Origin of the sequence: Exiguobacterium sp. TDN 0502 (assembly GCF_050846835.1) — a bacterium.
Classification (GTDB): Bacteria; Bacillota; Bacilli; order Exiguobacteriales; family Exiguobacteriaceae; genus Exiguobacterium_A.
Genome location: NZ_JBOZGJ010000009.1, coordinates 117,011 through 128,566, shown reverse-complemented (window position 1 = coordinate 128,566; position 11,556 = coordinate 117,011). Strand labels below are relative to the sequence as shown.

Below are 11,556 nucleotides of genomic sequence, written 5' to 3'. Positions count from 1 at the left end.
CGAACACGGAAGTTAAGCACTTGAACGCCGAAAGTAGTTGGGGGCTTCCCCCTGTGAGGATAGGACGTTGCCAGGCACTTGACTGATCTGCAGATTGCAGATCAGTTTTTTTGTTTTGTTTTGGAAAAGGAAAAACTGACCGAAGAACAGCCAGTTTTAAAATCCGACATCTACATTAAATTCAAGGTGTTGTTTTGATAAGACGAGGGATGACGTGTTTCAATAGCGCAGCGGCTCGTGCTTCAAGTGGGTCTGGTAGTTGATCGAGTGGAAAATAACGAAGGTCGAGGCTCTCACCATCCGTCATTTGTAATGTGCCGGATATTCCTTTCGCTTGAAAGAGATGAATCACACTATATGTTTGATCACCATTTGGATATCGGAAGAAGTAATCAGGACCAGAAAAGACATCTAGTAGTTGAACATTGCGAGCTTGAAGTCCGGTTTCTTCCTGCAGTTCACGCATCGCGACTTCTTCCAGTGTCTCACCGGGTTCCATCGAACCGCCGGGTAGTCCCCAATTGTGTGTATCCGAACGATATTGAAATAGTAGTTCATGTTGGGCGTTCATGACAAGTACGGTTGCTCCCACACTGATCAACGGTCGGTTTCCTACGATTTTTCGTAAATCTAATAAGTATCCCATCTGATCACTCCTTTCGTATCAGTATAGAAGAATATTCATTATGACAGTTAGTAAAAAGAAAAAAGGCAAAAAGGCTTGCTAATTTAAAAGACGCATGTTATATTAATATCTGTCGAAACGTTATATCATCGCGGGGTGGAGCAGTCTGGTAGCTCGTTGGGCTCATAACCCAAAGGTCGTCGGTTCAAATCCGGCCCCCGCAACCAATTTTTAAATAATCAAATCCGAAACGTTTTATCGTCGCGGGGTGGAGCAGTCTGGTAGCTCGTTGGGCTCATAACCCAAAGGTCGTCGGTTCAAATCCGGCCCCCGCAACCAATTTTAAACTTAACTTCAACTTTACTACGAAACGTTCAGCGTTTCGTATTTTTTTTTGCCTTTTTCGTTCGGTACAATAGAGAAGGATGAACAACACGTATTAAAGGAGGAGACGTCATATGATAGAACTGGAAATGAACAGCTTGGAAGAAACGGTTGCCTTGGCTCTTGAACTCGGACGACGTGCAGAAGCAGGGATGGTCATTACGCTTGATGGAGACTTAGGTGCCGGAAAAACGACCTTTACGCAAAGCTTTGCCAAAGGATTAGGCGTGACGCGCCACGTCAACAGTCCGACGTTTACGATCATGAAAGTCTATACAGGACGTCTTCCGCTTTATCATATGGATGTCTATCGTCTTGAAGGTTCAGGCGACGACATTGGACTGGAAGAATACTTGAACGGTGAAGGCGTCGCTGTCGTCGAGTGGTCTGAGTTGATTGCGGACAGCCTTCCACCGGAACGGTTAGCAATCTCGATTACTCGAACAGGTGACGATAGCCGTCGTTTTGAGCTGACACCGACGGGAGAACGATACATTACATTATGTGAGGGATTGAAGTCATGAAAATCGTAGCTATTGATACATCGACGAAACAACTATCGGTTGCTCTGTCGGACGGAAAACAAATCGTAGCAGAAGCCTCGTACGTCACGTCGTTAAATCATGCGACGAAACTGATGCCGCTACTCGAACGACTGATGACAGAAGCGAAATGGACACCGGCTCAACTGACACGCGTCGTCGTTGCTGACGGTCCTGGTTCTTATACGGGATTACGGATTGGGGCGACGACTGCGAAGACGCTTGCCTATACACTCGGTATCGAACTGGTTGCGGTCTCGACGCTTGAATTGATGGCGGCTTCGACAGGTCATACGGGACGGGTCGCGGCGATTCAGGATGCACGGCGCGGATCAGGCTTCGTTGGGGTATACGATGCCGGACAACGAATTGGTGAAGAACAGCATGTTGAAATTGCGTCTTTTGTGAAGACGTTAACGTCAGATACGCTCGTCACAGGAGACGTCGATGCGTTTGAAGAACTTCTTCAGCCGTTTGAAAAGGCGGCTCCTGCGTTTCGGACACCGCGTGCCGGCGTGCTCGCTTTACTCGGTGCAACACGCCCGACCGTCGAAGCGCACGCGTTTGAGCCACGGTACCTGCGCCTTGCTGAAGCTGAAGCGAAATGGATTGAGGCACAACGTCATGAGTAAGATCATTCGCCGCATGACCGTACAGGATGCTGCCGGTGTCCATGCCGTCGAACTCGAATCGTTTGCGACGCCGTGGACACTAGATGCCTTTGAAGCAGAAATGACACAAAATCCGAATGCTTACTATGTCGTTGCCGATCAAGACGGCATCGTCGGATTTGCTGGTCTGTGGCATATTGCAGATGAAGGTCATATTACGAATATTGCCGTCAAGCAGTCGCATCGCGGCCAAGGACTCGGAGAAGATCTGCTAACGGCATTGATCGCCGTCGGTCGGGCACTCGGTTTACGGGCGATGACACTCGAAGTACGGGTTTCGAATACACCGGCGCGGACCTTATATGAAAAACTCGGATTCCAGTATGTTGGCGTTCGAAAACGATATTATCAAGATAACAATGAAGATGCTGCCATCTACTGGCTGGAGCTGGAGGGAGAAGACTTATGACACAACCATTGATTCTAGCAATTGAATCGAGCTGCGACGAAACAGCGGCTGCCGTCGTCCGTGGAGGAACGGATGTCTTATCAAACGTTGTCTCATCGCAGATCGAAAGTCATAAACGATTCGGTGGGGTCGTGCCTGAAGTCGCCTCACGCCATCACGTCGAGCGCATCACCTATGTCATTGATGATGCCTTGACGGAGGCAAACGTCACGATCGATGATATTGACGCGATTGCCGTTACGGAAGGACCGGGACTTGTCGGGGCATTACTCGTTGGTGTCAGTGCGGCAAAGACACTTGCTTTTGCGCACAATAAGCCATTGATCGGTGTTCATCATATCGCAGGTCATATCTATGCGAATCGTCTCGTGCAAGAGCTTGAGTTCCCGCTCGTCTGTTTGATTGCATCAGGTGGGCACACGGAACTGATTTACATGCCGGAAGATGGTGTATATGAAGTCATCGGGGAAACACGGGATGATGCAGCAGGGGAAGCCTACGATAAAGTCGCTCGGACGTTGAAGTTACCGTATCCGGGTGGTCCACGGATTGATCAGTTGGCACAGACGGGGCAGGATACGTTCCATTTTCCACGTGTCTGGCTCGAGAAGGATTCGTATGACTTTAGCTTCAGCGGCTTAAAATCAGCGGTCATCAATGCCGTGCATAACGCTGAGCAACGGGGAGAAACGATCATTCCGGAAGATTTAGCTGCGAGTTTCCAAGCGAGCGTCGTCGAAGTCCTCGTGACGAAGGCAATCCGTGCCGTGAAGGATAAAGGCGGACGTCAACTGCTGCTTGCCGGTGGAGTTGCCGCCAACAAAGGATTACGCCACGGTCTTGAAGCCGCATGTGCGAAGGAAGGCATCGATCTCGTCATTCCGCCGATGCACTTATGTGGCGACAATGCAGCGATGATCGGAGCGGCTGCAATTCATCCCTATCGTGCGTTACGCCATTCAACACTTGCCATGAACGCAGAACCTGGGCTAGATTTAAAGTAAGGAATTCGAACAACTTGGGGGAAATGGAATGAAAAAAGTCATCATCGCACTGTTAGCGGTACTGGTCATCGTTGCGATCGGGCTTCAGATCCGGGAAATCGTCAACGCGTACCAAGTCGCCTATAAGGAAGAACTCGTCCCTGATAAAAAAGCGGTCGAAGCAAACACGAAACAGCGTCCGCTTTATGAAATCGGACGAGCAGAAGGGGAGAAGACTCGCGTTCAAAAACTGTATGCTTTTGATCAGACGACCGACGGAAAGCTTCGTAACGTCGTCATCGTCGACCGGAAGTACGGTCTAACGAACAAGGCGAGTGATGATTATTTCCTGATTGCTTCCGGAACACCGGTGACGGATCAAGAAAAGCAGTCATTCGAGCCGATGATTCAAAAGATGGATGCGGAACAAGTTCAAGCAGAAGTGATCTCGAAGCACGAGGTGACGGCTGTTGAGAACAATAAAAAACGGACGTTAACGTTATTTAAGGTCTTTTATAAAGATACGGATCAAAATGAATACCTCTTCTTCATCGAAAAAGAGGGTGGGTTGAAAATCGATCTATTCAAGAAGGGCTACTCGCGTCTTTCCAATTACTAATCCATGAAAACAGCGGATTCCTAAACAGGAGTCCGCTGTTGTTCGTTCATTGCCATTCGGTGATACCGGTCAGGTCGTCGTAGATCCGGTCCGGGTCGAGGTTCAATTCCTCGACGGGAAGCCCGTTTCGGTTAATCCAGGCGGTTTTAAAGCCGAAACTTTTCGCCCCGGTGATGTCCCAACCGTTCGAGGACATGAAAAGGATCTCCTCGCGCTTTAGACCGAGTGTATTTAAGGCGTGCATGTAAGAAGCAGGTGCCGGTTTATATTGTTTGATGTCATCGACACTGACGAGATGTTCGAACCGGTCGGCTAAGCCTGACTGTTCGATCAGCGGGTCGAGCATATCATGGGAACCATTCGAGAAGACGATCAGGCGCTTATCCGCCATCGTCTCGAGAACGGAGCTGACTTCTGGGTAGACATCAAGTGTCAGATACGTTTCCATGAGAGTCGTGATCTGCTCCTCCGTCACATGGAGTTTCAATTCGAGTAATGCGTAGCGGAGGGCATCTTGTGTCACTTGGCTGAACGGGACATATTGTCCGTTCAATTGTCGGAGGAAAGAGTACTCTAGTTGTTTCTCCCGCCAGCGTTTGCTGATCGCCTCTCCGTGTCCCGGATACAGCTCTTCTGCTTGTTCTTTGACGGAATGGACATCGAATAATGTACCGTAGACGTCAAAGACGAGTGCTTGAATCGTCATAAAACATTCATCTCACTTTCATAAAGTCTGTTTTAAGGATTCCCTTACGTAGTAAATTCAAACGATACTTATGAATGGACCTGTTGTAAAAAATGATGGAATGTCTGTGCGAATGTACGACAAGCGGCTTGTTTTTCTGGAGTGTTGGGATCAAACTCGATCTTCAAGCCATCCGTGACGATCGTCGCACCGGCTTCTTTTAATGCGTCTTCAATTAAATCAACGGCTGCGCAGTACTTCGGATAATCAAGATCCCCCGAACCAAAAGCAGCAGCTGGTATCCCATCTAAGGATTGTTCCCGGAGCTCCTCAACGAAATCTTCTGCTTCATACGGTAAATCACCGTCTCCCCATGTATATGAGCCGAGTAATAGACCATCAAAACGTGATAAGTCCTCCCCGACGAATTGATCTAGTTCTGTGATCGTCACGTTGACCTCATGTTGCTCAAGTTCCGTTTGAATGATCGAGACGATGTCTTCCGTATTACCGGACATGCTGACGAATCCAATCGCGATATGCATGCATCTTCCTCCCTTCACTGTACCTCTCTACTTTAATTGATAATGATTATCAATGTCAAAGGGCATATAAAAAAGCACCTTCCGAAGAAGATGCTTTTCTATACATTAGTCTTGTAGTTCGGCCCATTCCTCAATCGAACGAATGACCGGTTCGAGTTGGCGCCCTTTGTCGGTCAAACTGTATTGAATCTTAATCGGACGATCGGGAATGACAGTCCGGATGACGATGCCTTCCGCTTCGAGCTCCTTCATACGTTCCGTGAGCATACGACCTGATAATTCGGGAATGGCATCTTGAATCTCATTGAAACGGCATGTCTTCGTCAACAAGTGACGTAAAATCAGACCTGTCCATTTCTTACCTAAGATTTCAAAGGCATGTTCGACTTTGGGACAAAGAGCCGGTTGGATTGCGACTTCTTCCATCAGCACTCATCCTTTCTATAGTTGTAGTATACCCGCTTCTGCTAAAAAAATCGAATCATTTTACTTAATGTAACAAAAAGAACTAAAACAAATCTATTTACTTTTAGTAAGTGATGAGATATAGCCTGTTTATCGAGTTACTTAAAGTAACTTAAAAACATTAGGTAAAAGGAGAAGAGAACAATGATGGATACAGGACTTTTAATCATTCGTTTAATCATCGGCTTAACATTTGCTGCACACGGGACACAGAAATTATTTGGTTGGTTCGGCGGACACGGCATCGCTGGAACAGGCGGCTGGTTCGAATCGATCGGCATGAAGCCAGGGAAGGCACTCGCGATTACGGCAGGTCTTGCTGAATTGATCGGCGGCTTATTGTTTGCAGGAGGTCTGTTTCTCTGGATCGCAGCGCTCCTCATCATCGGATCGATGCTTGTCGCAATCGTCAAAGTACACGGTGCGAATGGTTACTGGGTGACGCAGAACGGGTACGAATACAACATGGCATTGATCGTCATCGCCCTTGGTGTAGCGATGATCGGTGCTGGAGACTATTCACTCGCTGCACTCATCGGGTGAGGAAAAAGGTGGGTCATTCATGAAGTTCGAGGCATCAACGCTTAGTGCAAAAGACAATTATAAATTACTGATCGGAAGCATCATTCCGCGTCCGATTGCTTTTGTGACGACACAAGGAGAAGACGGGACGGTAAACGCTGCACCCTTTTCATTCTTTACGGTCGCATCAAGCAGTCCACCGCAACTCGTGATCGCCGTTCAACGGACGGATCAAGGACAGAAGGATACGGCGCGTAACATCCTGACGAAACAAAGCTATGTCATCCATATCGTCAGCGAAGAGATCGTTGACGCGGTCAATGAGACAGCTGCACCACTCGCTTACGGTGAGAGTGAGCTTAAGCGGACGGATCTAACGCTCGTCGATAGCGATGCGATCGACGTACCGGGCATCGCGGAAGCAAAAATCCGCTTCGAGATGCGCTTGACGCAACACGTTGAGCTAGAAGGTGCCGATCTTTTGATTGGTGAAGTACTGCGCTATCATGTCGCGGATGAACTCGTCGAGTCGTTCCGGATCGACGCGGCAGGATTAAAAGCTGTTGCGCGTTTAGCGGGGAATGATTATGCGACGATCGGAAAGACGTTTACGATTGCCCGACCGACAGAATAATAAAAGCATGAATGTTTGATGTATGGTCAGATTCACTTTGACGACCAATGTTTACATGAACAGTTAAAGAAAAGGGAGTTGAGAGACCGGACCAGATTCCGGAATTTCAACTCCCTTTGTTCATTAGGTTGCCAGTCGACTTTTAAGGTTGCGGATCGACTTCGTTCGAAGAAGTCTCAAGTCCATGTCGTTTACTTCCTTGATAACCATCTAAGAGGTAAAAAACGATGGCCAGTGCCCAAATACCGACACAGCTGATTAAAAAGGCGACCAGTGGAGAAATACTCCCGTAATAGGCCAGAATCATCGGATCATTGAGTTCGACGAACAATTGAGTCGTCAGAAGTGTACAACATAATCCGGAGAGCAGGCTGACAAGAAGACCGCTCCACGTCTGGATGACCAGTCCGATCATACAGGAAATAAGGATGAACAAAGGATAGACGGCATTCAGAGCATCCGGACGGATGAAGGCGGACACGTAGTCCGCATACATCGGGACGAAATAAAGGATGCCGGATAGCAGTCCTTGAATCAAGTTGATGAAAAAGCTTTTCGTTCGCATCAGTGTTGGTTCTCCCATCGTTCCATCAATTCGAGTAGATCAACATCAATCTGATCCCGCTCGGCAGACAGCGCCGTCGCTTTCGGAATATCATTGAAGACTTCCGGTTCACAGAGTAACTGTTCGATTTCCGTTGAACGTTGTTCGAGTCGTTCAATCTCCTGCTCAAGCTGTTCGATCTGTTGACGGCGTTTCTTTTCTTCCTTCTGTGCCTCTTTATCGATCGTCTTCGATGCTGTGACTTTTGCGGCTTTCGCCTCCTCGGCTTCAAGGCGGGCAATCTCTTCTTGTTCCGCCTTCTTCTCCGTATAGTACGAATAGTCACCGAGATACTCTGTCACACCGGTCTCGCTCATCTCGATGACACGGGTCGCGATCCGGTCGATGAAGTAACGGTCGTGGGAGACGAACAGTAGCGTTCCTTCATAGTCGACGAGGGCATTTTCAAGGACCATCTTCGAATCCAGGTCCAAGTGGTTCGTCGGCTCATCGAGGACGAGGACGTTCGTTTTCCGGAGTTTCAGTTTTGCGAGTGCGAGACGTCCGCGTTCGCCACCGGATAACTCGTGGACGATTTTGAAGACGTCGTCACCGCCGAACAGAAATTGTCCGAGGACAGAACGGACTTCCTGTTCGCGCATCAGTGGCCATTCGTTCCAAATCTCATCGATGACACGATTCCGGTCATTGAGCTCTGCCTGCTCTTGATCGTAATAGCCGATCGAGACGCCGGTTCCGAAGCGGAAATCACCGAACAGGGGACGAAGACGTCCGACGAGAACTTTTAGGAGCGTTGACTTCCCGATTCCGTTTGGTCCGACGAGGGCGAGGGATTCGCCGCGTTGCAGGCGGAACGTAATGTCTTTTGAGACGGCCTCTTCGTAACCGATCGCCAGCTGGTTGACTTGCAGGACGTCGTTCCCGCTTTGTTTTTCAATCGGGAAGGACAGGACCGTACTGCGTTCATCGCCATCTGGTCGATCGAGCCGCTCGACCTTCTCGAGCCGCTTCCGGACACTTTGGGCACGTTTTGTCGTCGTCGCCCGGGCGATGTTGCGTTGAATGAAGTCCTGCATCTTCGCGATTTCTTCTTGCTGCTGTTCGAACTGTTTCATTTCCTGGTCATATAACGCTGCCTTTTGCTCCAGATACTTCGTATAGTTCCCGGTGAACTTACGACAGATGTTACGCGAGAGCTCGTAGACGACATTGACGACCTGATCGAGGAAATACCGGTCATGCGAGACGATCAGGACGGCACCGCGGTAGCCGCTGAGATAACTCTCGAGCCAGGCGAGCGTATCGATATCCAGGTGATTGGTCGGCTCATCGAGAATGAGGAGTTCAGGTGCTTGCAGGAGCATCTTCGCTAAGGCGAGACGTGTCCGTTGACCACCGGATAACGTCTGGATCCGGCGCGAATAATCATCCGGATAAAAGCGCATCCCGTGCAGGACGGAGCGGATATTCGCTTCAAACTGATAACCACCGGCTTCTGAGAAGTCATGTTGCGCTTGATCGTATGTCTTCAGGAGACGATCGTAAGCGACCGGATCGTTCAAGATATGCTCCATGCCCATCTCGATCTCCATCCGGCGCAGTGTCCGTTCTTGCTCCTGCAGATGTTCAAAGACGGTCAGCATCTCGTTCCAGATCGTCTCATTCGATTCGAGACCACTGTCTTGCGCGAGATAACCGATTTTGACGTCTTTGCCTTTCATGATGTCACCGGAGTCGTGACTGAGTTCACCGGCAATGATTTTAAGCAAGGTTGATTTACCGGCACCGTTTCGACCGACGAGTGCGATCCGGTCGCGTTCTTGTACTTCGAGTTTGATATTTTCTAAAATCGGCTCGACGCCGAATGATTTCGAGAGTTGGTTGACTTGTAAGAGTATCATTTCCATCCATCCTTCCACCCTTTAGTCTATCACGAACAAAAGCACGCGGTCCTGCGGAATATATTATTTGTGACTCTATGTGAAGTGGTTTACAATCAAGGAGAGTAGAAAGCTTTTTGCAAAGATTTGGGTGCCACGATGGATGTGGCCGAAGGGGGAACTGCAGGATGAATGGACCAGACACAAAAATTCCACAAGCGACAGCAAAACGGTTGCCGCTATATTATCGTTTCATCCAAAGTTTATACAATTCAGGTAAGCTCCGCGTCTCTTCTGCTGAGTTAAGTGAAGCGGTGAAGGTTGATTCAGCAACGATTCGTCGCGATTTTTCCTACTTTGGGGCACTGGGAAAAAAGGGCTATGGATACAACGTCCAACACCTTTTGACGTTTTTCCGGAAAACCTTGAATCAAGATGAGGTGACGAATGTCGCCTTAATCGGGGTCGGTCATCTCGGAACAGCGTTTGCAAATTATAACTTTTTAAAGAATAATAGTACTCGGATAGTCGTTGCGTTTGATGCGGACGAAGAGAAGGTCGGAACAACGACGCATGACGTTCCAATCTATCATGTTTCGGACATGAAAGAGCAAATCGAAGCGAACCAGGTCGATGTCGCCATCTTGACGGTTCCGTCCCAGTTCGCACAGTCAGTAGCGGATGAGTTAGTCGAGTATGGTGTGACAGGCATCCTGAACTTTACGCCTGCACGATTGAACGTGCCGGCAAGTGTCCGGGTCCATCACATCGATTTATCGATCGAGTTGCAGTCGTTAGTTTATTTCATGAAGCATTATTCGCAATCAGCTGAAGGAGTGAAATCATAATGGAAAACCTTATCCCGCTCACACTAGGTATCGGACCTGCGAGCATCGGATTAATCGCAGTCGTCGCGTTGATCATCTTCGGACCGAAGAAGTTACCGGAGTTCGGTCGTGCTGCCGGTCAGACATTGAAAGAGTTCAAGAATGCCACAAACGGCATCATGGACGATGATAAAAAGGACGAACCGAAAGAGAAGTGATTGAATCATGGCGGTTGATCAAGAACAAAGCATGACGTCGCACCTCGACGAACTGCGAAAGCGGATCGTCTGGTCGCTCCTCATCGTCGTCGTCCTGTTCGCTGTCGCGTTTCCGCTCGTCCGACCGCTCGTCCGTTTCCTGCAAGCGGATTTAAAAGAGCTTGGTATCGGCTTGAATGCTTTCAACGTCGCAGATCCTTTAATGTTATATTTAAACCTCGCGTTCATCATTGCGCTGATCTTAGCGTCTCCGTTTTGGATGTACCAACTCTGGGCGTTTGTCCGTCCGGGACTGTATGATAAGGAACAAAAAGCAACATTGACGTATATTCCGGTCATCTTCTTTCTGTTTTTGTCCGGAGTAGCCTTCTCGTATTTCTGGTTGCTACCGTTTCTGCTTGAAGTCTCGACGGATCTCGGGAAGGAACTTGGCATCGAACAAGTCATCGGGGTCGAAAACTATTTTAGTTTCTTGATCCGGTTGACGATGCCGTTCGGTTTATTGTTCCAGCTGCCGGTCGTGACGATGTTCTTAACACGTCTTGGTCTTGTGACGCCACATCTCATGCGGAAAAATCGGAAGTATGCCTACTTCGCATTGTTCGTCGTTGCGGCATTGATTGCCCCGCCGGACGTGACGTCGCATTTGATGATCTCGGTGCCGTTATTCGTTTTGTATGAAATCAGCATCCTGATTTCTGCGCGAACGTATAAAAAGGTCTTGATCCTTGAACAACAGGCAGAGCTTGAACGACAGGCGGATATCATGCGTGAATTGAATAAATGAATCGTGAATTCCTTCCAAATCGTGGAAGGAATTCTTTTTTCGTGAAAGCGTTATTTTTATATTGATAAAGTAGTTAGTGATGCGTATACTAAAGATAATTCATGGGGGCTTAGCTCAGCTGGGAGAGCGTTTGGCTGGCAGCCAAAAGGTCGTCGGTTCGATCCCGATAGTCTCCACCATCTTCATACATCCAAC

General features: G+C 48.6%; 16 protein-coding genes and 3 tRNA genes. 13 read left to right on the top strand and 6 right to left on the bottom strand.

Features of this window, described 5'->3' with window-relative positions; translation table 11 throughout:
• Positions 1-181: 181 nt before the first annotated feature.
• Positions 182-646 carry an NUDIX hydrolase gene (locus ACRPK8_RS11100; RefSeq protein WP_432238269.1) on the bottom strand — a complete coding sequence of 155 codons (465 nt, stop codon included), beginning with the start codon at positions 644-646 and terminating at the stop codon, positions 182-184.
• Positions 647-775: 129 nt separating this feature from the next.
• Between ACRPK8_RS11100 and ACRPK8_RS11095 the strand changes: the two genes are divergently transcribed.
• The 7 genes from ACRPK8_RS11095 (at position 776) to ACRPK8_RS11065 (ending at position 4,233) form a co-directional block, all read left to right on the top strand.
• A tRNA-Met gene (locus ACRPK8_RS11095) sits at positions 776-852 on the top strand.
• A gap of 35 nt (positions 853-887) precedes the next feature.
• A tRNA-Met gene (locus ACRPK8_RS11090) sits at positions 888-964 on the top strand.
• A 119-nt stretch (positions 965-1,083) separates the two neighbouring features.
• Positions 1,084-1,533 carry a tRNA (adenosine(37)-N6)-threonylcarbamoyltransferase complex ATPase subunit type 1 TsaE gene (gene tsaE, locus ACRPK8_RS11085; protein WP_432238268.1) on the top strand — a complete coding sequence of 150 codons (450 nt, stop codon included), beginning with the start codon at positions 1,084-1,086 and terminating at the stop codon, positions 1,531-1,533.
• Entirely contained in the window at positions 1,530-2,183 is a 654-nt protein-coding gene (tsaB, locus tag ACRPK8_RS11080; protein WP_432238267.1) for a tRNA (adenosine(37)-N6)-threonylcarbamoyltransferase complex dimerization subunit type 1 TsaB, read from the top strand. Before tsaE ends, tsaB begins: the two co-directional genes overlap by 4 nt.
• On the top strand, positions 2,176-2,631 hold the full coding sequence (gene rimI, locus ACRPK8_RS11075; RefSeq protein WP_432238266.1) for a ribosomal protein S18-alanine N-acetyltransferase: 456 nt from the start codon (positions 2,176-2,178) through the stop codon (positions 2,629-2,631). The genes tsaB and rimI overlap by 8 nt, the downstream gene beginning before the upstream one ends.
• The gene (gene tsaD / locus ACRPK8_RS11070; RefSeq protein ID WP_432238265.1) at positions 2,628-3,635 is read left to right on the top strand and encodes a tRNA (adenosine(37)-N6)-threonylcarbamoyltransferase complex transferase subunit TsaD; all 1,008 of its coding nucleotides are present in this window, start codon (positions 2,628-2,630) and stop codon (positions 3,633-3,635) included. The genes rimI and tsaD overlap by 4 nt, the downstream gene beginning before the upstream one ends.
• A 28-nt stretch (positions 3,636-3,663) precedes the next feature.
• The gene (locus ACRPK8_RS11065; RefSeq protein ID WP_432238264.1) at positions 3,664-4,233 is read left to right on the top strand and encodes a hypothetical protein; all 570 of its coding nucleotides are present in this window, start codon (positions 3,664-3,666) and stop codon (positions 4,231-4,233) included.
• 46 nt (positions 4,234-4,279) lie between these two features.
• On the opposite strand, the gene ACRPK8_RS11060 is transcribed toward ACRPK8_RS11065, so the two are convergent.
• The 3 genes from ACRPK8_RS11060 to ACRPK8_RS11050 all read right to left on the bottom strand — a co-directional run bounded on the left by ACRPK8_RS11060 (position 4,280) and on the right by ACRPK8_RS11050 (position 5,889).
• Positions 4,280-4,939, bottom strand: coding sequence for a haloacid dehalogenase type II (locus ACRPK8_RS11060; protein WP_432238263.1), 660 nt, complete (start codon positions 4,937-4,939; stop codon positions 4,280-4,282).
• Between the two features lie 68 nt (positions 4,940-5,007).
• Positions 5,008-5,463, bottom strand: coding sequence for a flavodoxin (locus ACRPK8_RS11055; protein ID WP_432238262.1), 456 nt, complete (start codon positions 5,461-5,463; stop codon positions 5,008-5,010).
• Between the two features lie 105 nt (positions 5,464-5,568).
• Positions 5,569-5,889 (bottom strand): winged helix-turn-helix transcriptional regulator, encoded by a 321-nt coding sequence (locus tag ACRPK8_RS11050; protein WP_023469609.1) that lies wholly within the window; start codon positions 5,887-5,889, stop codon positions 5,569-5,571.
• 183 nt (positions 5,890-6,072) lie between these two features.
• Here ACRPK8_RS11050 and ACRPK8_RS11045 point away from each other — a divergent pair, with 183 nt between their 5' ends.
• Both ACRPK8_RS11045 and ACRPK8_RS11040 read left to right on the top strand, forming a co-directional pair.
• The gene (locus ACRPK8_RS11045) at positions 6,073-6,471 is read left to right on the top strand and encodes a DoxX family protein (protein WP_432238261.1); all 399 of its coding nucleotides are present in this window, start codon (positions 6,073-6,075) and stop codon (positions 6,469-6,471) included.
• 19 nt (positions 6,472-6,490) lie between these two features.
• A complete protein-coding gene (locus ACRPK8_RS11040; RefSeq protein WP_432238260.1) occupies positions 6,491-7,084 on the top strand; it encodes a flavin reductase family protein in 594 nt (197 codons plus the stop codon).
• Positions 7,085-7,226: 142 nt separating this feature from the next.
• Here the strand turns inward: ACRPK8_RS11040 and ACRPK8_RS11035 are convergent, their stop codons facing one another.
• Positions 7,227-7,649, bottom strand: coding sequence for a hypothetical protein (locus ACRPK8_RS11035; RefSeq protein ID WP_432238259.1), 423 nt, complete (start codon positions 7,647-7,649; stop codon positions 7,227-7,229).
• Positions 7,649-9,550, bottom strand: coding sequence for an ATP-binding cassette domain-containing protein (locus tag ACRPK8_RS11030; RefSeq protein WP_432238258.1), 1,902 nt, complete (start codon positions 9,548-9,550; stop codon positions 7,649-7,651). The genes ACRPK8_RS11035 and ACRPK8_RS11030 overlap by 1 nt, the downstream gene beginning before the upstream one ends.
• Positions 9,551-9,717: 167 nt before the next feature.
• Here ACRPK8_RS11030 and ACRPK8_RS11025 point away from each other — a divergent pair, with 167 nt between their 5' ends.
• From ACRPK8_RS11025 to ACRPK8_RS11010, 4 genes are all read left to right on the top strand, one after another.
• Positions 9,718-10,377, top strand: coding sequence for a redox-sensing transcriptional repressor Rex (locus tag ACRPK8_RS11025; protein WP_023469604.1), 660 nt, complete (start codon positions 9,718-9,720; stop codon positions 10,375-10,377).
• Complete coding sequence (locus ACRPK8_RS11020) at positions 10,377-10,574, top strand: twin-arginine translocase TatA/TatE family subunit (RefSeq protein WP_029342825.1); 198 nt, start codon at positions 10,377-10,379, stop codon at positions 10,572-10,574. Before ACRPK8_RS11025 ends, ACRPK8_RS11020 begins: the two co-directional genes overlap by 1 nt.
• A gap of 7 nt (positions 10,575-10,581) precedes the next feature.
• Complete coding sequence (tatC, locus tag ACRPK8_RS11015; RefSeq protein ID WP_432238257.1) at positions 10,582-11,361, top strand: twin-arginine translocase subunit TatC; 780 nt, start codon at positions 10,582-10,584, stop codon at positions 11,359-11,361.
• Between the two features lie 103 nt (positions 11,362-11,464).
• Positions 11,465-11,540: transfer RNA gene (locus ACRPK8_RS11010), tRNA-Ala, on the top strand.
• Positions 11,541-11,556 lie beyond the last annotated feature (16 nt).